The sequence below is a fragment of the Paraburkholderia caffeinilytica genome (assembly GCF_003368325.1).
GTDB lineage: Bacteria > Pseudomonadota > Gammaproteobacteria > Burkholderiales > Burkholderiaceae > Paraburkholderia > Paraburkholderia caffeinilytica.
Window position 1 is genome coordinate 3,589,731 of sequence record NZ_CP031466.1, and the last position, 22,270, is coordinate 3,612,000.

A 22,270-nucleotide genomic window follows, 5' to 3' on the forward strand; every position below is an offset into this window, starting at 1 on the left:
CTGGCTCCCCTTAGTGAGCAACGGGTTCGAGCTTCAGCGAACCGCTCAGGATTTCTTCGGCGAACATCTCAGCGGTGCGCGCCGCAGCGGCCGTCATGATGTCGAGGTTGCCTGCATACCGGGGCAAATAGTCGCCGAGGCCCTCAACCTCCAGGTAAATCGAGACGCGCTCACCGTCGAACACGGGGCCATTGACGAGCCTGTAGCCGGGCACGTACCTGCGCACCTGTTCGATCATTTCGTGGACCGACTCTTCGATCGCGGAGGCATCGGGTGTGCCCTCTACCAGGCAATGCACGGTGTCGCGCATGATGAGCGGCGGATCGGCGGGGTTGATAATGATGATCGCCTTGCCTTCCCTGGCTCCTCCAACCTTCGAAACTGCGCCGGCTGTCGTACGCGTGAATTCGTCGATGTTCTTGCGCGTTCCGGGGCCGGCCGATCGGCTGGATACCGTCGCGACGATTTCGGCGTACCGTACGGGCTGCACGCGCGACACCGCATACACCATGGGGATCGTCGCCTGGCCGCCGCAAGTGACCATATTGACGTTCATCTCGCCTTTACCGACGTGCTGCTTCAGATTGACGGGCGGCACGCAATAAGGGCCAATGGCGGCGGGTGTGAGGTCGATCATCATCACACCCAGTTCATTGAGCTTGCGCGAGTTCTCCGCATGCACGTATGCACTGGTCGCGTCGAATGCGATCTGGATGTCGTCGGCTTTTACATGCGGCAGCAAGCCGTCTACGCCCTCCGAAGTCGTCTTCAGGCCCAACTCGCGCGCTCTTTTCAGACCATCGGATTCGGGGTCGATGCCCACCATCCACACGGGCTCCAGTACTTCACTGCGCTGCAGCTTCGCCAACAGGTCCGTGCCGATGTTGCCCGGTCCGATCAATGCGCATTTCACCTTGTTCTTTGCCATGTTTCCTCCTGCGGATCAAACGAAGCGCACCGAGCAACCGCCGATGCCGTCAATAGACACACTGAGGCTGTCGCCGGTCGCCACTGGAACCATGGCCGCCAGTGAGCCAGACAGCACCACCTCACCGGCCTTCAATGACTCGTCCAGTTGGCCCAACGTGTTCGCCAGCCACGCAACCGCTTCGAGCGGGTTTCCAAGCGCTGCAGAGCCTGAGCCTGTGGTCACCACTTCACCGTTCTTCTCCAGTTTCATCGCGCATTCGACCAGGTCGACTTCGCGCGGATCGACGACGCGGCTGCCAAGCACGAATACGCCACACGATGCGTTGTCGGCCACCGTGTCTTCGATACGGATTTTCCAGTCGCGGATGCGCGAGTCGACGATCTCAAAGCAGGCCATCACGCCTTCAGTTGCGGCGAGGACATCGGCGGCTGTCACCCCTGGTCCCTGGAGATCGTGCTTGAGCACGAAGGCAATTTCTCCCTCAGCCTTGGGCTGGATCAGGGAGGTGGCCAATATCGCGTCGCCTTCCTTGTAAAGCATCGCGTCGGTAAGCATGCCGAAATCGGGCTGATAGACCCCGAGCATGTCCATCACGACCTGCGATGTCACACCGATCTTCTTGCCGATGATGCGTTCGCCCGCCTCGATGCGACGGGCGTTCACGCGTTGCTGAATGCGGTAGGCGTCATCGGTCGTCAGGTCGGGGTGGCGGCCGGTGAGTGGGTTGACCGCGCGACAGTTTTTTGCTGCGGCGTACAGTTCGTCACCAAGCGAGTTGATAAGAGCGTCGTTCATGGGTGTTGACTCTCGGAGGCTTTTACTTCATTGGAACGACTGGCGCCGATCTGATCGCCTTCCAGCCGGCAAAAATCCGACCACTCCAGCAACTGCTGGCTTGTCGTACCTACACCACCGCACGCAATGACTACGATGCGCTGTGCATTCGGAAAATGCTGGGGAACCTGGGCAAGCGCAGCCACCGATGCCCCGCATGCCGGCTCGGTCAGAAGGCGATGCTCTTCGAGAAGAGTCACGCTGCCTTGAATGGCTTCAGCATCAGTCACCAGGCAGTTTCGGACGGGATGCTCTTTGGCGAGCGCTACGATGCGGGCGGATACTTTGTTAGCACCCAGCGACGTCGCTACGGACTGGATTTTCGGGAGCGTGACCGGTTCGCCAGCCTTGAGCGCCTCGTTGTAGGAGGCAGCCCCGTCGGTCTCGACTGCCAGCACCGGGATATCGTTCCAGCCGACTCGTCGCAGTCCTTCAATGACGCCCGCAAGCAGGCCACCACCGCCGACTGAGCAAACAAGCAGGTCAGGGCGTTCGGTTTGCCGGGCGATCTCCTCGACCATCGTCGCGTGGCCTTCCCAGAGCAGAGGGTCGTCGAACGCATGGAGGTACGCGTCGCCCTCCCCCAGAATCGAAAGTGCATAGGCGTTGGATTCAGCGAAGGACGCCCCGTGAACCACGACGTCTGCCTCTTCACCACGAATGAGAGCCTTGGCTCGCGCAGACGTCGTCTGTGGCACGACGACCGTTACCGGAATGCCAAGCTCCCGGCCCGCGTAGGCCACCGCGTACCCTGCGTTGCCGCCTGATGCCGCGACGAAGCGGCGCGCTCCTCGGCGTTTATGTTCTTCGCAGGCGAAGCCAACCCCTCGCAGCTTGAATGAGCCGCTCGGTTGCAACCCTTCGAGCTTCAGGAGCACCGTTCTGTCGGTCTTGAGTGAGAGCGCACGGGATTTGATCAGCGGTGTTTCGATATGCAGTGTCATAGCGGGACTTCATCAGTGAAGGGTATTAGCCAAGCTGGATGACAGCGGAGACCTCGACCGGGCAACGAAATGGCAAGCTCGATACACCGACCGCAGCACGGCTGTGTCTGCCCTTCTCGCCGAGAACTTCAACGAGGACCTCCGAGGCACCGTTGATGACTTCCGGGTGCTCCGTAAATTCCGTGTCTGCGTGCACGTAGCCTGTTACGGAACAGACGCGGATCACGCTTAGGTCGCCCGTCAGCTGCGAACGAAGTTGCGACAGGATCGCCATGCCACTCATGCGTGCCGCTTCCTTGGCCTGCTCGAAACTTACTTCTTTGCCGACCTGGCCGAGCGCGAACGGTTTGCCGTCCTTGAACGCGACTTGTCCGGAAATATGCAAAAAGCCATTCGCCAGAACGGTGGGAACATAGTTGGCGATTGCGGCCTTCGGCGGTTGCAGTTCGATGCCAAGTTCTGCAAGACGGGCATCCAGTTCAGTGCGATTCATAAAAAACTCCTTAAGGGTGAGTAGGGGTCGACACGTAACACAAACGGCAGAGTGAAATCGGAAAAATCAGGATTCGAGATCGTATTGGATCGAGAGCTGTCCTTTCTTCTCCTTTAGCTTCAGGATCCTGATAGGGCCGACCTGTCCGGCAGACCCGACGTGAGTGCCGCCACAGCTATGCATCGGCAGGTCTCCGAAGCACACAGACCTCATGCCATCTGTTTCGGTCAAATGACGCGGCACGTCGTCCGCAATGAGCTGGTTGACTGCCTGCTCCACACCTTCGGCGGTAAGCGGCTGTGGGTTACCGCGCGGCTCGAAAACCACTCGGCCCTCACCGGGCCAGTGGTGCCCTTTGGTCGCGTACCACCCCATCTGCTCCACGACACCGGAAATCAGGTGACCGGCAGAGTGAAGTCGTGCATGCAGCATGCGGACCTCGGGCGATACTTCAATCAGGGCCTCGCCGACGGCAACCTCCTGCTCGGCGATGTGAATCACCTTGTCGCCCTCCTGAATCACGCGTCCGACCTTCACGCCGGCAATGGTCCCCTGGTCGGCGAGCTGTCCACCGCCTTGCGGGTGGAACAGGGTCGCGGTTAGTGTTACCCGGAACTTGCCGTCGTGGTCGGGCGAACAGTCGAGCACCTGCGTTCGCATGGTCAGTTCGTCGCTGTTGTAATACGCGCGTTGTGTCATTTCGTATTCCTCAATGCATATTCATCGTCGTGATCTGGCTATGTCAAAACTCGACCGACGTGTCTCGGTCATGCCGGCAAAAGGCGACTCGTGAGGCACAACCTTCGGGGAAGGACAATTCACTTCCCGCATGACACCAAGTTAAAGGACGCACGCTCGTCCCGCTTGTAAAAAGTTGAGTTTTTCGCTTGTGCGATTCAATTGCCGGCAGAGCGCCCAGCGTGGACGGGACGCCACACAGGGACTAGCGGCCAGGGACATCGCGGCGTGACGTCAATGTGTTGAGACAGCGTCGTTGAGTGCTGCGGGGGATGTCGACGGGCGTAGCGTCTTGACTGGTCTGCTGGGATCTGGAATGTCAATACTTCGACGGGGATACGCCAAAGGCTTGCCGGAACGCGCGAGTGAAGTGGCTATGGTCGTAGAAGCCGACTTCATGAGCGACCTGCGACGGGGCCCGGTCGGTGTGACTCAGCAGGTAGCACGCGCGCTCCAGCCGCAGCCGCACGACCCAGGCGTGCGGTGTCATGCCGACGGTTCGTTTGAAAAGCTTGAGGAAGTGGAAGCGCTCGAGATTGCAAAGGGCAGCAAGCTCCTCGAGGGTAATCTTTTCCGCCAGGTGGACATCGCAATACTCTTTGACTCGCTGCCACTGTCCCGACGTGAGTGTGCCTTTGACAAACTGTGGCTTGATCATACACGCCTGGATGAACAGACGGTCAAGTAACGTCAGCCATTCGGACTGCACTTCAATGGGGGCGGCGCCTGGCGGAGCTGCCCGTAGCGCATCGTGCAACCGGGACAGGTGACCAGCAAGCGACGAATCCTGAAGGACGGCGCCACCGAGTGCAGGGAAACGGTCCCGACCCGAGATTTCCTCTCCGAGCCCGTCCAGCAACTGAGGTGAGAGGCGAAACGTTTTGAGTGTGTAAGACTGGTCTCCAGCGCTGATGCCGTCATGCACTTCCCCGGGGGGCATCAACTGGATGCTGCCCGGCGTAAGTAGCAGTGTTTCGCCATGAAATCCCTGTCGCTGGACACCTTCGGTCACCAGCGCGATATGGTAGTCCAGATGGTAGTGACGTTCGAAGCGGAAGTCAGAAAAGCGCGCCTCGCTCAGCACGAGACCGGGAATCTCCTCGCTGCGTTTGTACTCGACGCGATCCTTCATCAGGGCCTCCTGCAGGACTTTCCTCGTACCCTTGAGCGAATCGTCGCTCCGAGGCGGAACCTGTCCTGCGTTCTATGAACCATCCACAACATCGTTCACATTATAGACATACGTAAATTGCGGACCGGTATCCGCCATTGGCAAGCACCACGATGTGCTATCCGCGTGTGTCGACGATGATTTTTGCGTTCGCACCGGACTCAACGCGTTCGTGGGCCTTCGCGATTTCCGACAGGGCAAACATTTCGATCTGCGGATGTTGCAGCGCGCCTCGTTCCAACAGAGGGGTGAGCACGTCGATGGCTGTCTTTCTCGTCGGGACGGGCAAGTTGTAGACGATAAAAAATCGCAGATTCGCGAAACCAACGATCATCGGCCGGAAAGGGACCTCGATTGATCCAGCCCCCGAGCCATAGATGATCACGTCGCCGCCAAACCTCAACAACTCTCCATATTTACCGGCATTCGCTGCTGCGTCGACTTCGATGATGGCGTCTACACCCTTGCCGGCTGTGATCTTGCGTACCGAAGCCGCCACCTCCTCCTCGTTGCGATTGACGACCCACTCGGCGCCGAGGCGGGAGGCGAGCTGGCATCTCTCCCGGCTACCTGCGACGCCAATGACCCTTGCACCCGAGAGCGCGGCCAGTTGCGTAGCGTAGCCGCCTACCGCGCCGGTGGCACCGTAGACAAGAACTGTCTTGCCGAGCAGCCCTCCGCAAGCATGCACCGCGTACCAGGCCGTCAGGAGCGGAATACCAAGTGAGGCGCCTGTCTCGGTCGACACGCTGTCAGGAAGAGGCGCCACCTGACTCTCGGGCAAGGCGATCAGTTCGGCTGCTGTACCGAATGGCCGCTGCCACTGGCCGTTGATCGTCCAGACCCGCTGTCCGATCCACTGTTTCGGAACGCCTTCCCCAACGGCCTGGACGACGCCCGCGCCATCGCTGTGAGGAATAACGAGCGGAAACTCCATTGCGGGACTTGTGACGCCCGAGCGCGACTTGACGTCTGAAGGATTCACGCCCGAGTGTGTGAGGCACACGAGAACTTCACCCGCCTGCGGGGCTGGATCAGGCTGTTCGCCAACGACGAGAACGTCTCGGGCGGGGCCTTTTGATGAATAGTACGCAGCCTTCATGTCTTTCAACCTCCAGACTCGTTTAGCGAACAGCGCTCGCAATCCGACGTGTTTCGGGCGAACGTTTCCAACGCAACATTGCCGATACTGTGATCCTTTGGACTGAAACGCGCTTGTAAAAAATTGACCATACAAACTGCCATCCGCGGCTGCACCTCGTTGCTATCGGGCCCTTCCGGAAAAAAATGCGGCGTCGGCTTCAACCTGCGGCGCGATTTGCGTCTCAACCCATTCGAGCCACGCCCTTGTCCTGGCATTCAGGAAGTGCCGCGAGGGGAGCAAAGCGTAGAGGCCAATGTCGGGTGAGCGCCATGCGGGCAGCACGCGCTTCAGACGCCTCGCACGAACAGCGTCGATCACGGTAAAGAGCGGCAATAAGGTAATGCCTGCACCTTGCATGGCCACATCGAGCACCATGTCCGGGGTATCTGCGATCAACTTGCCATGCACGTCGAGTTTCCGGGTCATTCCGCTGTCGTCGATCAGATTCCATTCGGGGCGGATTGACGGGTTGACCAGTCGCAGGCACGTATGTCCGTTAAGGTCATCGGGCGTTTGCGGTTCGCCGTATCGCTCGAGGTACTCAGGTGAAGCGCAAAGGACCGAGAACGTCGTCCCCAGCCGTCTCGCCGCCAGCCCCGAATCGGCGAGCTTTTCCGCCAGATAGAGGCTGACATCGACACCTCGGGCGAGCAGGTCAGGCACGTACTGCGACGTACTGTATTCGACGGTCAGTTGCGGATAGCTGGCGCAAAAATCGGCCATCATCGGCGCGACGTAGTGCTGGCCAAAGTTGACCATGCACTGGACTCGCAGGCGACCGTGAGGGGTTGTACTTGTACCGGATGCGTTGGCGTCGGCTTCCTCGACGAGAGCGAGCACTTCGCGACAACGTTCCGCATAGTCCGCGCCGACATCAGTCAGGAGGCGCTGGCGCGTCGAACGCTGAAGAAGTTTGGCGCCAAGCCGCTTCTCGAGTTCGGTGACGAGCCGGGAGACTTGTGCGGTGGTCAGATCCATCTGCCCGGCCGCGGCGGTAAAGCTACCGCTGTCGATGACCCGCAGAAAGGCACGCATCGCGTGGAGGAGACCGCCGTCCAGAGTTTTACGCATAACGCAAATATGATTTACCTTGCATCTTATTGTTGCATAAAACCAATGCATTCAGTATCTGGATTGAGACTTTGGTTTGCCTAACGTTCCGAGCTTCGCCCCCACATAAGATAGAGCACGATGACCCACCCAGACGTTATCCCGACGACCGGACAGCCCCTTACTTCACTCGACGACAAGTACCTTCGCGACGAGGGACAGGCCTACATGAATGGCATGCAGGCTCTGGTGCGACTGGCCCTTTCCCAGCAGCGGCGGGATGCCCGCAATGGCTTGCGCACGGCGGGGTTCATTTCCGGCTACCGCGGCTCGCCTCTCGGCTCTTTCGATACTTCGCTCTGGCAAGCGGGACAGCACCTGAAGAGCCATGACGTCGTGTTTCAACCCGGTGTCAATGAAGACCTGGCGGCCACGGCGTGCTGGGGCACGCAGCAGGCCAACCTCGCGGGTCAGGGCAAGTTCGACGGTGTGTGCAGTTTGTGGTACGGAAAAGGCCCGGGGGCAGACCGTTCAGGGGATGTGCTCAGGCATGCGAACCTTGCCGGTACTGCGGAGCATGGCGGCGTCGTAGCGCTGTTCGGCGATGACCATTCCTGCAAGTCTTCGAGCATTCCGCATCAGTCTGAGCATGTGATGATGGGTTGCGGATTACCCATCTTTTATCCCACGTCCCTGCAGGAGATTCTGGACTTCGGTGCGCACGCGGTGGCGATGTCCCGCAGGTCGGGGCTCTGGGCCTCCATGAAGCTGGTAAGCGAGATTGTGGAAACGTCTGCTTCCGTCGACGTTAGTCTCCAGCGCGTGCGACCCGATATAGCTATCGATGCTCCCATGCCGTCCGGTGGACTGAATATCCGTTGGCCAGACCGCTCGCTCGCACAGGAGGAGCGGCTATACAAATACAAGCTTCCAGCTGCGATTGCTTACGCGCGAGCCAACGCCATCAACCAGGTGACCTGGCAATGCGAAAACGCACGAATCGGCATCGCGGCAAGCGGTAAGGGATATCTAGACACCGTTGAAGCGCTTAGACTTCTCAAGCTCGAAGGTGAGCCCGCTCAACGTATTGGCCTTCGTCTTTTCCGTGTGGGCATGATCTGGCCGCTTGAACCTGCCGGACTTCGTGCTTTTGCGGCCGGCCTTCAAGAACTGATTGTCGTCGAGGAGAAGCGTCCCATCCTCGAATCCCAGATCAAGGACGAACTCTATTCGCTACCCGATCATCTGCGCCCGCAAGTCGTCGGAAAATCTTCGGATCATCATGGGGAATGGAGCACGCCCCGTGACGAAGCGCCACTGATTTCCCATTATGAACTCCAGCCCGAACCCATTGCGAAGATGCTTGCGGCACGCTTGCTCAGGTTCACCCTTCCAGAAGACATCAAACGTCTCATCGAGGAGAGCGTCCGCAACATCGAACAGGCGGAGCGCGATTCTCGCCGGATCATCGACATCGCAGAGCGCAAGGCCTACTTCTGTAGTGGCTGTCCTCATAACTCGTCTACCGTCGTCCCGGAGGGTAGTCGCGCTCTCGGTGGCATCGGTTGCCACTTCCTTGCGCTAACCATGGACCGCGGTACGGAGACCTTCACTCACATGGGCGGTGAAGGTGCCAACTGGGTGGGGACCGCACCGTTCACGAAGGAATCACATGTATTTACCAATCTCGGTGACGGCACTTATTTCCACTCAGGGTATATGGCAATCAGGCAGGCCGTCGCCGCGAAGGTGAACATCACGTACAAGATCCTTTATAACGACGCGGTCGGCATGACGGGCGGCCAGCATGTCGATGGCCAGCTTAGCGTTGCGCAGCTCACTCGGCAACTGGCTGCGGAGGGTGTCGGCAAACAGGTCATCGTGAGCGACGAGCCGGGCCTGATCGGTGAGACCGAGGGTCTTGCACCTGGTGTGACCGTACGGCACCGTAACGAACTTGATGCGGTGCAGCGCGAATTTCGCGTCATACCGGGCGTGACTGCGCTGATCTACGCGCAAACCTGCGCGAGCGAGAAGCGCCGTCGGCGCAAGCGAAACGAATACCCGGATCTCCCTCAAAGAGCATTTATCAACACCGAAATCTGCGAAGGCTGCGGTGATTGCTCGAAGAAATCAAACTGTCTGTCAGTCGAGCCAGTCGATACAGCGCTCGGCATCAAGCGTCGCATCAATCAGAGCAGTTGCAACAAGGATTTCTCGTGTGTAGAGGGATTCTGTCCGAGCTTCGTCACCGTCCATACACGCGATACGAAACGGCCCGCGAAATTTGAGGGGTTGCCACAGGGCTGGCCGTCCAGTCCGAAGGTGCCGGTTCTGAAATCACCGCTGCGCATCATGGTCGGCGGCGTGGGGGGGACGGGCGTCGTGACCATTGGTGCTTTGCTCGGCATGGCAGCCCATCTCGAAGGAAAGGCTGTTCGCGTGATGGACATGGCCGGGATGGCGCAAAAGGGAGGCACTGTCTATTCGTATGTGCAGCTTGCCGCGGATGACGATGAAATTTCGGCGACAAAAATCGCGGCTGACCAGTGTGATCTGCTGATTGGAGCGGATGCCGTCGTGGCTGGCAGCAGCGCCACACTTTCTCGACTACGCGCCACCGCGCTCGTCATCGTCAGCGAGAACGCAGGCCCGACCTCTGAGTTCATCCAGGCTCGTGACTGGTCAGCGCCCGTGAGCGATCTCATGACCCGTCTGCATCAAAAGGTGAGTCATGGGCGTGTTGTCGCATTGCCGGCCGCTCGCGTTGCGGTGCGCGCGCTCGGCGACGCGATATTCGCTAATCTGCTGTTGCTCGGCATGGGATGGCAATCGGGGCGTATTGCGCTGGCTCGTGACAGCATCGAGCGCGCTATCGAACTCAATGGCACCGCCGTTGCGAAGAATCTGGAAGCGTTCCGGATTGGCTGCCATCTCGCTAGCGACTCGCAACTCGTGGGGCGACTGCTCGCAGGAGAAGAGAGCCCGTCCGTGCCGAGATCACTCGTGGAGGTGATAGAGGATCGTGCGCAACGCCTCGATGCGTACTGGAGTGCGAGGTATTCGCTACGGTATCGCAAACTGCTGGAACAGGCGAATCGTACCTTGCCCGAGTCATTGGCGATGACGCTGGCAACCCAGCTCTACCGGGTGATGGCGTACAAGGACGAGTATGAAGTCGCCCGTATGCTGGTGTCAGCGAGCTTTCGCAAGTCTATCGAACGGGAGTTCGGTCAGGGCGTTCGTTTGAGCTATCACCTTGCTCCGCCTACTCTTGGAACCGGTAAGGACGTTCGCAAACACATGGTCGGTCAATGGATGCGCTGGCCAATGTTGGTTCTCGCGCGCCTGCAGTGGCTTCGTGAGACGCCTTTCGACCCGTTCGCCCGCAACGACGAGCGCCGGCGCGAACGGGCATGGCGGGATCGGTACATCGCATTTATCGAATTACTGCTGTCCTCCTCTGAGACATTGGATATGTCCGTGGCCGGGCAGATTGCGCAACTTCCTGCAGACGTACGGGGCTTTGGGCATGTTAAGGGCCATGCGATGGACAGCGCATCGAAGCGCTGGGACGAACTTGAAGGCCGTCTTGTCAAAGGCATTCGGCAGTGACGGCTGCGACGGAAACTGCGGAGTGCAGCGCATCGGCGGTCGCGACGGTCGGATTGATACGGGTGCCACGCATCAGCCCTTTCGAACAGGAGCAATTGATCGTCGTATGCGCCGTCCTTGGCCAAGGTTGTCGCGACAAACACATTCTTGCCTGTCGTGAGGTCGGTGTAGCCGGAATGAGTGTCACGAGCGGACATTAATTAGTCGCTGCGTCACCTCGCATATTAACAGGCACCTTCGTATTCCCTCCAGACAACGAGGAAGAACCGCGTGGTGTCTTGGCTTCGTGAACCCTGCGCCGAAAATTACGGTAGTTGATTTGCAACTTTTCTGTCCGCAGAGAATTGTGGCTGCGATTGTTGTACCCAGGCGAATGGTCTGTTCCCGCGGCGGGGGGTGCCCCTATGTGTTTCGTCAAGCATTAGGGGCTGATTTCGGGTGGTAGAAGGTTCCGTCGCGCAGCATCGCGAACAGCACGTCGCAGCGCCGTCTGGCAAGAGCGATGAGCGCCTGATTGTGGCGCTTGCCCTGCTGGACCTTGCGGGCGTAATAGTCCCTCGAAGTCGGGTCTCGCAGGGCAGCAAAGGCGGAGAGGAAGAGCGCTCTCTTGAGCACCTTGTTGCCGCGTCTGGAGGGGTGTTCGCCACGGATAGACGAGCCTGAGCGTCGGGTGACCGGGGCGAGGCCGGCGTAGGCTGCGAGATGCGCAGCTGAAGCGAAGGCTTTGTGGGCGACTTCCGTGAGGAGTCTGGCGGCGGTCCTGACGCCGACTCCCGGCATGCTGGTCAGGACCGGCCAAAGAGGGTGTGCGTGCACCAGGCGTTCAACTTCGCTGGCAACCTCGTCGCGTTGTTTGCGCAAAGACGCGAGCTGCTGGGCCAGACGCGGCATGACGATGGTTGCTGCCTGCGTACCGGGTACGACCACAGCCTGTTCGCTGAGCGCCTGAACGATTTCGGCAGCAAGGCTTTTGCCCATGCGAGGTGCAAGTTTGGTGAGGCGGTTGGCGAGTGCTTTTTCGCTGGTCGCGGCAAGCTCGGCGGGCGACGGGTACCGCTCAAGCAGATCGAGCACGGCCGGATGGTCGAGGCGCGGCCCCAGAACCCGTTCCAGTGCGGGATGGATCTGGGTAAGCAGGCCGCGAATGCGGTTGCTGGTCTGCGTGATCTGCGCGGCGAGATCGTCGTCGAAACCGCACAACATGGTGAGTTCGGCAAGCGGCTCGTCAGCAAGTCGAAGCGAGCGCAGCGTGTGCGGCATCGAGCGGGCGGCCTCTGCAATGATGGCGGCATCGCGGGCGTCGGTCTTGGCTTCGCCCGCATGCAGATCGGCGATGCGGCGCATGGCCAGACCTGGCAGATAGGCGACCAGAACGCCTTCGTCCCGAGCGACTGCCAGCGGCAGCGCGCCGATGGTGGCGGGCTGGTCGACGACGAATAGAAGTTGGCCGTGCTCCTTGAGTTCGGTGATTAGGGCGCGCAGTTTGGTTTCATCGTTTGGAAGCGCTTTGTTGTACAGGCGCTTTCCGGTCCGATCGAGAGCGACGGCGTGATGATGGCCTTTACCTACGTCAACGCCGACGAAGACATCGACGGAGTCATGTTGTTGGTTTTCTTGCATCGAAGTGTTTGTGCAGATTGAGCTGGTTGGCCTGCAACATCGGTGGCAAGTCTCGGCATCCACGTTACGGACGGCCTCAAGATGTGCCCGGCCGAGCCCCTATTAGCGATCACCAGCCACCCACCAGACCCGGTGACAACACCCCCCGGATCATGACTGCGACTGGGGGCGGGAATCATGCCGGGCCTGGCTGGCCAAATCCTCAATTATCGAGGAGTGAAGATAGTAACGGGGGCTGCCCGCTGACTAGACCACTTTACGGGGAATCCGCATGAAACGCTTCTGTTACGCAGTCACCGCCTTGCTCGTCGCCGCGAACGCCCACGCCAACCCGCTCGATCATGGCGACCTCGTGACGTTTCCGACACGGGACGGCGTGACGCAAAGCATCTTTATCGAGTCGCCGTCGCCGAGCCCGCCATGGGTAATAGTCCTGTTCGGCGGTACGCCGGGCAACTTACATCTCGACGCGAGCGGGGCGACCACGCTCAAGGGCAACTTTCTGATTCGCCCGGCGCATCACTGGATCGATTGGGGCGATGCGGTTGTCTTGGTCGATACGCCGTCCGACCATACCGAAGGCGTCGATGACCTATTCCGTCGCAGCAAGGCGTCGTTCACGGATACGCAGGCCGTCATGGCGACGTGGCGGCAACGCTTCCCGAATTCAAAGATCGCGCTGGTCGGTACGAGCGCCGAGACGGTTTCGGTGGGCAACGCGCTGGGCCGCGATCCGACGCTGGCCGATGCGTTTGTGCTGACGTCCCCGGTGACCGTCTCGCACAAGGGCAGCGCTACCATCTCCAACCTCGAAGCGGACGGCGCCAAGCATCGCGTACTGGTCATCTCGAACGAGCATGACGAATGTGTATCGTCTCCTGCCTATGCGGGCAAGCGTCTGGCCGAGCACAACCACTTCGATTTCGTCTCGGTCGATTCGACGGACGGCAACGGTGACGCCTCGCAGAAATGCGGCGGGCATTCGCCGCACGGCTTCCTCGGTGTCGAGAAAGAGGTGCTCAGCGACATCAACAGCTGGCTAGCCGGGCAGCCAGTCGCTACACAATAAACGTGTCACGATGGGCTCTTCCGCCGGCGATGAGTCCGCTCATTCGTTCTCGTTGACGTAATCCTCCGACGCCGCGCGCGTCGTTCTTTCCTGTACCGATCAACCATCACGAAGCTAGGGCACTGTGCTCCGGCTTTTGTCGTTCAAGAGAGACTGCGCATGAATGCAAGCCCGCTTCCCACGTCACCCGAGATCGCAAATCCAGGCGAGATGATCCGCCGCCCGCTGCGCGATCTGCTACGGCAACTGCCGTCGCTACCAGTCACGGAAGGAGGGCAGCCCGATTACGTCGCGGCCGATCCCGATCTGCTGGTGAGGCTCGCCGAATCGGCTGAACTTGCGCTACAGATAGTGCATGGTGGGTTTTCAGCGATCGGACTGCAGCAAAGCTACACCGCCCAGCAGATCGGGGGCGGCGAAATCCGGACATCCCATCCGGCCGCTGTCGGCAGGCTGATGGTAGAACACGGCGAAGGTCCCGCGTATGCGCAGGCGCTGCTGTTCGAGTGCCGCCGGCACACGGCCGACTAAATCGGAAATGGAAAGAAGCATGGCGATAACTGACCGCTTGAACGATGCCTTTGCGATCGCTGCCGAGTGGTTGCGCGATGCCGATGGCCTACTGGTTACGGCTAGGGCCGGCAAGGATGATCGCCTTGCCTGTCTCATTGAAGCCAAGCCGACCTGCGTGTGCCGCCATATCCTTGTATTCGGCGATCGTGAAAGGTCGACCGTCTTCGCTAAGAAGCTCATTTTCGGCGAAAATCACAGTAGCGGTGAGTGTATTAATCTCCGCTTCGAGCGATGTCGTTGATCCCAGAACATGGATTCCGCCTTCGGCGCTACGAAAGCCACGCTCGACAGCTTCACGCTCGGCCCGCAGCTGGTTGGCATTGTGGAAGGCGGCCGCCCTGAAGGCACGCAAATTCCGGGAAGCGGCGGTGCGGCCGTGTTCTGGTAAGGTTTCGATCGCTGCTGTTGCCAGACCATCGTCGAGGGCTGCCGCGAGATAGCCTGCGCAACGCTGTGCTTCGCCGCGCACGTTTCGGAATCCGGTCAGCTTTTCACCGTTCGTGCCTCACCCCGACTGTCTCGGCTATGAGATTTACGAAACAGGAGCCAGGTCACGAAAGGAATCGCGAGGAACAGACATGCGTACCAGCACAGCATCATGTCTGCACCCCGCTACCAATTCCCACACGGTGAGCAGGGGTGCATTCCAGATCGAGAGTCAGCCAAACCAGCAGTTTCAAAAGATGTTGCGAAGACCCACTGCAATGCCCGTCTGGTTGTTGCGACCAGGAAAGTCTGCAGTCGCCGCCCCCGTCCCACGGATGTAGTCAACGGTCCCGTACACCTCCGTCCGTTTAGAAAGCGAGTATTCTGCAAGCAGAGCAGCAGAGTATCGAGTCCCACGCCCCAAAGTTGTGCCGTCGCTATTGAGCGCATTTCGCGAGTGGTCGTAGTAGCCGGCGGCCGTGAGGAGCAACGGCGACGTTACCTGCCACGTCGTTCCGACGTAGAACCCGTCGTCAATTCGATTTGTCTTTGTCTTCGGCGTCCATGTAGACGCCGGTGAGCCTGTCGCGCCCATGTAAAGATCCACGATGCCGGTGTTGTCCTGCGCGTGCAACCAGCCCGCGTATGCCTTGACCGAATCGAGCGAATAGACTGCGCTCACGTTGACCACTCGGAACTTGTTGTTGGCGCTGTCGCTGTTTTGCTGATAACCCGCGTCGAACGAAAGGCCATTAACCACATACGACGCTGTCAGACCATACATGCTGCTGGCGCCGAGACTTCCTGGTACACCTCCCACGCTGTACATTCCCTCGACGTTCAGGCCGCCAAATTGCCCGTTATATTTGATCGCATTGTTCGAACGCAACCCATAGCCGAGAGCGCCAGGAAGCCAGCCATCCTGATCGTAGTTGCCAACTGTGAGCGGGTCATACACATCGCCGAGTTGATCGAAAAGCGGGGTGTTCTGGCGACCGACCGTCACCGCGCCATATCGGTTGCTCGAAAGACCGACATAGGCGAGGCGACTGAAAAGGGTATTGGTGCTCGCCAACTGACCGTTCCAAAGGTTGAATCCATTCTCGAGGCGGAAGATCGTTTGTAACCCCCCGCCGAGATCTTCACTTCCCTTGAGACCCCACCGGCTCCCGGTAACAGGGCCCACGCCCATCGCCAGTTGACTGTCGTTTTTTGCGTCCGCGTTCGTCAAGTAGCGCAGACTGGTGTCCACGATTCCGTACAGCGCGACGGAGCTTTGTGCGTGAACATATGGCACTGTGCCAGCCAGCATGGTGCCGGCGAGCAATCTAATAAATGCTGTCGTTTTCATTGCCGTTAAATTTCTCGTAGACGATTCGTTATACTTCATTGTGATCACGCGAACGTTAGCTCGGCTGCGGTCTTATCTCGCAACTGGATTCGTGCATGTAAGATGAATCGAGGCCGGCCACGATCCTGGATCACACTACATGCTGACCGAGTCGAGCAATGTCTTCTTTCCTGTTATGTATTGGTAGAGAGAAATCACACCGTGCTTCAGGTCGCCCTTTGAGTCAAAGACGGTCTCGCCGGTGATGCCGTGGTAATCCGTAGAGCGCATGGCGTCCAGAATTTTTTTGGGATCCGTGGAATTCGCACGTTTCATTGCATCGACAATGATGTAGACGGCATCGTAGGTCTCAGGCGAATAGACCAATGGCGGATGACCGAATCGCTTCGTGTACTTTGCCGTGAACGCGGCCCCCTCAGGCATCGTCTCCAGCGCTGCCCCCGCTTCCGAGCAAACCACGTTGTCTGTCGCTTCGCCCGCAAGGCTTGACAACGTCGGCGAACACACGCCGTCGCCCGCGAGAAACTTCGCTTGCACGCCAAGTTGCCGTGCCTGCTTTGCGAACGGGCCGCCAGTGGCATCCATGCCGCCGTACATAATCGCGTCGGGATTCTCTCCCTTGATCTTCGTCGCGATCGCACGGAAATCTACAGCATGGTCATTTGTAGCGTCGTGGGATAGGACCTTTATCCCAAGTGCAGTCGCCTGCTTTGCAAATTCCGCCGCTAAGCCCTGCCCGTACGCGGTCGAATCGTCAACGATGGCAACCGACTTCACGTGCAGTTTCTTTGCCACGTAGTGAGCCAGCGCCGGTGCCTGCTGTCCGTCCGTTGCGACCAATCGGTATGTCGTTTTGAAGCCCTGCAACGTATAGATGGGATTGGTCGCGGACGGAGAAATCTGGACGATTCCTGCATCGCTGTAAAGTTTCGACGCGGGAATCGTCGTTCCCGAATTCAGGTGTCCAACGACCGCAACGACATTTTCATCGACCAATTTTTGTGCGACTTGGGTCGCAGTCTTGGGATCGCCGGCGTCATCCTGCGAATCGAGTACGAGCGTGATCTTCTTCCCGCCGATCGCCAGACCTTTTGCGTTGATTTCCTCAACTGCCAAGGTCGCGCCATTCTCGTTGTCTTTACCCAGATGCGCGATGCCTCCAGTTAGCGGCGCGACATGACCAATCCGCACCACTTCGTCCGCGTAAGCTACATTCCCTAATGGCAGAGAGAAAATGGCGAGCGCCATCATCTCCACCTTCATGTTGCGAATGTTTTTCATACAGTCTCCAATTGGTACTTCTAATTTTTAATATGTGAAGAGAGCCGCGCGTTATGGCTTTCACATGAACTTCCCAACTACCACTGCCGCTACCAAAAAGACAATTGATTCATTGAATAAAAGCGATAGCATGCGACGCCGGATTGTTCCGAAACAATCCGTCATTCGTCTATCGTTAGATGAAGCCTAGATCCTCAAGAACATGTGCAACGAGCGGCCGACGCACTACAAGTACGAAGGTTGCCGGCGCGGCTGATGGAGGACTTCTATCTTCGGGTGTCGGATGATTGCAGGACCGTGTACTACCGCTAGCGCTGCTTCGGAGATTACTGATTAGGCTCCGATGAGCGCGCGCTCAAGTGTGCGAAGAAACAACTCGTTCTGATCTGGCAACCCCACCGAGATGCGCAACCAGTCGCCAAGCCCATAATTGTCGACCGACCTCACGATGATTCCGTGGCGCAGCAGGTAGGCGTTTACGCGCGAGGTATTGGCACCAAATCGGGCGAGAACGAAATTGCCATACGACTCCAGGCAGGGAATGGCGAGCTTTCTAAGCCCTGTAGCGAGCTGCTCCAGCCCATGCTTGTTGAGTCGAAATGTTTGCTCTCGAAAATCCTGATCTTCAAGCGCTCCGATTGCCGCAGCTTGCGCCACACTACTTACATTGAACGCGGGACGGATGCGATTCAAGAAACCAGCCACTTCCGAGGAACTGATCGAGTAACCAACACGTAGCCCGGCCAAGCCGTAGGCCTTTGAAAACGTGCGTGTCACGATGAGGTTCGGATATCGTTTTACCCACGCGATGCTGTCGTACTGAAACTCGGGGGCGAGATATTCGTTGTACGCCTCATCGAGAACGACAACGATATCGCTACGCATGCAGGCGATGAACGTTTCGAGCTTGTCTGGTGCAAGATACGTTCCGGTGGGATTGTTCGGATTTGCCACGAAGATGACTTTAGTATCGCCGCGGGTCGCTCGGTTCATCGCATCGAGATCATGCGAGAAGTCTCTTGCATTCACGACAATGCCGTCGGCGCCTGTGCGCAGCGTCGCTTGCGCGTAGACCGAGAACGCGTACTGCGCAAACACGGCCGACCTACCCATCGTCAAGAATGCGCTCGCAATTAGCTCAAGTATGTCATTCGAGCCGGCCCCGAGGGTAATCCATGCTTGAGGAACATCGAATTGCCGGCTGAGCGAAGCCTTTAAATCGAATCCGTTCGGGTCAGGGTAGAGCGCAGACGTCTGCACCGCCCTCAATGCATTGCGCCGGGCCTTGGGTGACATGCCCAAAGGGTTTTCATTGGAGGCCAACTTCACAATCTTCGATGGATCGATTCCGAACTCCCGAGCCAGTTCGTCAATCGGCTTGCCGGCCTGATACGGGTGCGCCTTGAGTACCTGCGATACAACGTCGACCATACTTTCCTCATCCGATGCGAAGTTTCAGCAATACCATTCCGAAGTAGCACAAGTAGAGCTACAGACCTGCTCAAACGAATGGGCGCATTTGATCCATACAAAATCTGCTTGGCAATGCGGCACCGCTCATATACATCATGAACGTCCTTCATTCTTCGGTTGGCCGCAAGCGTCGCGCAGCGCGATGAAACTAAGCGGGAATGTTGTGGCGTGACTCGAAATCACCGTGTCGCTGCAATTCAGCCGCGAGCACGAAGGCGCGGTCAGGGCATCTCGGGATAGCGGTTCATCAGATTAAACAGCGTCTCGCGCAGCCAGCGATGCCCGGGATCCTTGTGCCATCTCGGGTGCCAGACGGACTGAAGTCCGTAAGGCTCGATCGATTCGGGAAGGTCAAGCTGCTTGACCTCGGCGGCTTGGGTGATTCCCTCGCTCAGGCGCGTAGGAACGGTCGCGAGATACTCCGTACCTCGGATGAGCCAGGGGACGGAGAGAAATCCACTGACGGTCAGAAAGACGCTTCTTTTGATCCCGCGCGGCGCGAGCGCTTTTTCCTGAAGATTGAAGTCCAGGCCGGACCTTACGACAATGTGTTTTTCGCGCGCATAGTCTTTCCACGTCAAGCGCGATTTGATACGCGGGTGCTGAGTCGATGCCAGCACGACATAGCCGTGCTGGAACATGGTCTGGCTGTAGAAGTGACCGTGTGCCTCCGGCAGGTTGCCGAGGGCGAGCTCGGCCTCTCCGCGTTCCAGTGCATCCAGCATTGCGTCGTTGTGCATCCTCTGGACGCGCAACGTGCAGTTCGGCGCATGTGTCCGTAAATGGCGTATCAGCGGGGGAAGAAACACGACCTCGGCCATGTCTCCCATCGCCAGCGAAAACTCGCGTTGTGCGGCTCCGGCATCGAACGTCGATATGGCGAGGACCTGCTCGGTTAACGTTTCCATGATTCGATGCACGGGCTCGAATAACTGCTGGGCACGAATGGTGGCCACCATGCCGGTACCAGAACGCACGAACAGTTCGTCGTCGAAGAGTTCTCGGAGCTTGCGCAGGCCATGGCTGACGGCCGACTGCGTCAGCCCGAGCTGCTCGGCGGCGTTGCTGACGTTTTTCTCGATGTAGACAGAATGAAACACCCGCAGCAGGTTCATGTCCATCGATGGAAAATGAATTTTGTTCATATGAGCTATTCGCAGAATGATCTTGTTGAATGTTCGGGCGTGCTGTCCAATGTTGTCAAGGTCAACAAGGGAGACGAAACGTGTTCGTGCGGAATTGCTGGTATGTCGCGGGATGGGATAACGATGTCGGTGATGAAGGATTCCTCAGCAGAACCATCATCAACGTACCGCTCGTGTTCTGGCGAGACGCGGCTGGAAAGGTCATCGCGCTGGAGGACCGCTGCTGCCATCGCGGAGCGAAGCTGTCCATGGGACGCAAGGAGAACGGCGGAGACTGCGTCCGATGCATGTATCACGGTCTGGTGTTCGATCGGACCGGGCAATGCATCAGCGCGCCGGCACAGGACAGGCTGCCGCCTCAGGCGAAAGTGAGAAGCTTCCCGATCGTCGAATCGCATCGATGGATCTGGATCTGGATGGGCAACCCGGACCGTGCAGATGAGTCGCTGATTCCCGATACTCGTTGGCTCGACCATCCGGAATGGCGTTCGCAAGATGGCTATCTTCACTACGACGTCAACTATCTGCTGATCGCAGACAACCTGCTCGATTTTTCCCATTTGCCGTTCCTGCACCCCACGACAGTGGGAGGTTCGACCGACTATGCATCCGTATTGCCGAAAGTCGAGCGCGGTGAACGAGGCGTCCGCCTGACGAAATGGGTGAAAGGTACGCAACCGCCGGCGTATTCGGCAAAGTATGCGAACTACCCGGAAGGCGCGCTGGTGGATCGCTGGATGTATTACGACTTTCTTGCGCCGGGGGTTCTGCTAATGGATTCCGGAATGATGCCCGCCGGTACGGGAGGAAATGTCGAGCACCGGGAGAGTGCTCTCGCGTTTCGTGGTTGCCAGGCGTTGACGCCGGAAACGGAGACGTCGACGCACTACTTCTTCGCACACCCGCACAATTTCCTGATCGATCGCCCGGAGGTCACGAAGGAAATCCACGCGGGCATCGTGCACGCGTTCGAGGAAGATCGCCAGATGATCACGTCTCAACAGCAGAATATCGAGCTGGATCCGTCGTTCAAGATGGTGCCGCTCGGCATCGATGCCGCGCTCTCTCAATTTCGCTGGGTCGTCGATAAGCTGATCCGCGAGGAGCAGCCATCATGAAGGCAAACGAATCGATGACGCTCGTCGTAACCGGCTATCGCGCAGAGGCGCTCGATGTCGCTTCGTTCGAGTTGCGAGATCCGAGTGGCAAGCCACTGCCGGAGTTCGCTCCGGGGGCTCACCTGGAAATCACGTTGCCTGAATACGATAGCGCCCCGAGTAGCCTGATTCGCCACTATTCGCTGTGCAACGATTCCGCGGAAACGAATCGGTATGTCATTGCGGTCGGACGCGCATCGAACAGTCGCGGCGGATCGCTTGCCATGCATGAGCACGTGCGGGTCGGCTCCACATTGCGGGTGCGTTCACCGCGGAACAATTTTCCGTTGGTCGGGGACGCCGGACATTACCGGTTCATTGCAGGCGGGATAGGCATTACGCCGATCCTGTCCATGATCCGATGGTGCCAGTCGCACGAAAAGAGCTGGTCATTGCTGTACTGCACACGTAGCCGGACACGCACTGCGTTCTACGAGACCTTGGCGGGATTCGGCGCCGCGGTGCGGTTTCATTTCGACGACGAGTCAGGCAGCCTGCTTCCGGACCTCGCTCGCGAGCTCGCTGATGGAGTAGCGTCGGAACACGTGTACTGCTGCGGCCCGGGTGGTCTGATGCACGCGGTAGAGGAGGTGTGGACAGGCCGCTCCCCGGAATCCGTTCATTTCGAATGGTTCTCCACAAAGGGGCTTTCGAATGTTCAGCCCGCCTCCCACGAGGTTGCATTCGACATCGTGCTGCGATCGACAGGAGAGCGGCTTCGCGTCGAGCCTGGCACGAGCATCCTCGAGACGCTCGAGCAACGAGACATTAGCGTGCCGTTCGCATGCCGCGAGGGCCTTTGCCGTACGTGTGAAACTCCGCTGTTCGGCGGTGAGGCCGATCATCGTGACTACGTGTTGTCGGAAGTAGAGCGCCGTGCGCAGTCGTCGGTGATGATCTGCGTTTCGCGTGCCCGGAGCGACACGCTGATACTCGGCGTCTAGCCAGATGATTTGCCAGGCAGGCGCCGCACTGGAAGCACGGAAACGATCGCTGCACGCCAAGAGTAGTTCGATTGCGAAGGCGCCGTGCGGCGCAAGCCGCGCATGCGCGAGAGATGCGGCGATTGCCCATCGAGTCGTTTGCCCCGAATGCTCACTGTCCGCTAGATGAACAGGGACTTCGCGAGAGCTGCCCAGGATGGCGCGTCACATTGTGGGCCGAGCCGGGAGGATCGCGCCGCGGCACTCGCCGAAGCCGATGCGAACGGCATCCGGCTTCTAGCACCCCAGCCGCTGATGAGCACCGTATCTCC

The 22,270-nt window shown here is 58.8% G+C and carries 18 protein-coding genes and 1 pseudogene; 5 read left to right on the forward strand and 14 right to left on the reverse strand.

All coding sequences use genetic code 11. The features are described from left to right. Positions 1-10: 10 nt before the first annotated feature. The 8 genes from DSC91_RS15805 to DSC91_RS15840 form a co-directional block, all read right to left on the reverse strand. Positions 11-928, reverse strand: a complete 918-nt coding sequence (locus tag DSC91_RS15805; protein WP_115779589.1) for an acetaldehyde dehydrogenase (acetylating) — start codon at positions 926-928, stop codon at positions 11-13. 15 nt (positions 929-943) lie between these two features. Next, on the reverse strand, positions 944-1,726 hold the full coding sequence (gene dmpE / locus DSC91_RS15810) for a 2-oxopent-4-enoate hydratase (RefSeq protein WP_115779590.1): 783 nt from the start codon (positions 1,724-1,726) through the stop codon (positions 944-946). Further along, a complete protein-coding gene (locus DSC91_RS15815) occupies positions 1,723-2,709 on the reverse strand; it encodes a pyridoxal-phosphate dependent enzyme (RefSeq protein WP_115779591.1) in 987 nt (328 codons plus the stop codon). The genes dmpE and DSC91_RS15815 overlap by 4 nt, the downstream gene beginning before the upstream one ends. 25 nt (positions 2,710-2,734) lie before the next feature. After that, complete coding sequence (locus DSC91_RS15820) at positions 2,735-3,202, reverse strand: RidA family protein (protein ID WP_115779592.1); 468 nt, start codon at positions 3,200-3,202, stop codon at positions 2,735-2,737. A 66-nt stretch (positions 3,203-3,268) separates the two neighbouring features. Continuing rightward, positions 3,269-3,901: an alanyl-tRNA editing protein gene (locus DSC91_RS15825; protein ID WP_115779593.1), complete on the reverse strand. Its 633-nt coding sequence runs from the start codon at positions 3,899-3,901 to the stop codon at positions 3,269-3,271. Between the two features lie 358 nt (positions 3,902-4,259). Beyond that, entirely contained in the window at positions 4,260-5,072 is an 813-nt protein-coding gene (locus DSC91_RS15830) for a helix-turn-helix transcriptional regulator (RefSeq protein ID WP_115779594.1), read from the reverse strand. A gap of 157 nt (positions 5,073-5,229) precedes the next feature. Further along, the gene (locus DSC91_RS15835; RefSeq protein WP_115779595.1) at positions 5,230-6,213 is read right to left on the reverse strand and encodes an NADPH:quinone reductase; all 984 of its coding nucleotides are present in this window, start codon (positions 6,211-6,213) and stop codon (positions 5,230-5,232) included. 162 nt (positions 6,214-6,375) lie between these two features. Then, the gene (locus tag DSC91_RS15840) at positions 6,376-7,326 is read right to left on the reverse strand and encodes a LysR family transcriptional regulator (RefSeq protein ID WP_115779596.1); all 951 of its coding nucleotides are present in this window, start codon (positions 7,324-7,326) and stop codon (positions 6,376-6,378) included. Positions 7,327-7,446: 120 nt separating this feature from the next. On the opposite strand from DSC91_RS15840, the gene DSC91_RS15845 reads away from it, so the two are divergent. Next, positions 7,447-10,920: an indolepyruvate ferredoxin oxidoreductase family protein gene (locus DSC91_RS15845; RefSeq protein WP_115779597.1), complete on the forward strand. Its 3,474-nt coding sequence runs from the start codon at positions 7,447-7,449 to the stop codon at positions 10,918-10,920. Between the two features lie 414 nt (positions 10,921-11,334). On the opposite strand, the pseudogene DSC91_RS15850 reads toward DSC91_RS15845, so the two are convergent. After that, positions 11,335-12,599: pseudogene (locus tag DSC91_RS15850) on the reverse strand (IS110 family RNA-guided transposase). Between the two features lie 212 nt (positions 12,600-12,811). Here DSC91_RS15850 and DSC91_RS15855 point away from each other — a divergent pair. Both DSC91_RS15855 and DSC91_RS15860 read left to right on the forward strand, forming a co-directional pair. After that, a complete protein-coding gene (locus DSC91_RS15855; RefSeq protein WP_115779599.1) occupies positions 12,812-13,609 on the forward strand; it encodes a hypothetical protein in 798 nt (265 codons plus the stop codon). A 159-nt stretch (positions 13,610-13,768) separates the two neighbouring features. Continuing rightward, complete coding sequence (locus DSC91_RS15860; RefSeq protein ID WP_162831410.1) at positions 13,769-14,140, forward strand: hypothetical protein; 372 nt, start codon at positions 13,769-13,771, stop codon at positions 14,138-14,140. A gap of 88 nt (positions 14,141-14,228) precedes the next feature. On the opposite strand, the gene DSC91_RS37520 is transcribed toward DSC91_RS15860, so the two are convergent. The 5 genes from DSC91_RS37520 to DSC91_RS15885 form a co-directional block, all read right to left on the reverse strand. Beyond that, entirely contained in the window at positions 14,229-14,651 is a 423-nt protein-coding gene (locus DSC91_RS37520) for a P-loop NTPase family protein (protein ID WP_162831411.1), read from the reverse strand. 207 nt (positions 14,652-14,858) lie between these two features. After that, on the reverse strand, positions 14,859-15,959 hold the full coding sequence (locus DSC91_RS15870) for a porin (protein WP_115779602.1): 1,101 nt from the start codon (positions 15,957-15,959) through the stop codon (positions 14,859-14,861). A 135-nt stretch (positions 15,960-16,094) separates the two neighbouring features. Continuing rightward, complete coding sequence (locus tag DSC91_RS15875) at positions 16,095-17,222, reverse strand: branched-chain amino acid ABC transporter substrate-binding protein (RefSeq protein ID WP_229758414.1); 1,128 nt, start codon at positions 17,220-17,222, stop codon at positions 16,095-16,097. A gap of 351 nt (positions 17,223-17,573) precedes the next feature. Then, the gene (gene hisC, locus DSC91_RS15880) at positions 17,574-18,671 is read right to left on the reverse strand and encodes a histidinol-phosphate transaminase (protein ID WP_115779604.1); all 1,098 of its coding nucleotides are present in this window, start codon (positions 18,669-18,671) and stop codon (positions 17,574-17,576) included. A 263-nt stretch (positions 18,672-18,934) separates the two neighbouring features. Continuing rightward, positions 18,935-19,858 (reverse strand): LysR family transcriptional regulator, encoded by a 924-nt coding sequence (locus DSC91_RS15885; protein WP_115779605.1) that lies wholly within the window; start codon positions 19,856-19,858, stop codon positions 18,935-18,937. 80 nt (positions 19,859-19,938) lie between these two features. Between DSC91_RS15885 and DSC91_RS15890 the strand changes: the two genes are divergently transcribed. Continuing rightward, positions 19,939-20,976, forward strand: a complete 1,038-nt coding sequence (locus DSC91_RS15890) for an aromatic ring-hydroxylating dioxygenase subunit alpha (RefSeq protein WP_115779606.1) — start codon at positions 19,939-19,941, stop codon at positions 20,974-20,976. Then, positions 20,973-21,959, forward strand: coding sequence for a PDR/VanB family oxidoreductase (locus DSC91_RS15895; RefSeq protein ID WP_208645722.1), 987 nt, complete (start codon positions 20,973-20,975; stop codon positions 21,957-21,959). Before DSC91_RS15890 ends, DSC91_RS15895 begins: the two co-directional genes overlap by 4 nt. Positions 21,960-22,270: the final 311 nt, after the last annotated feature.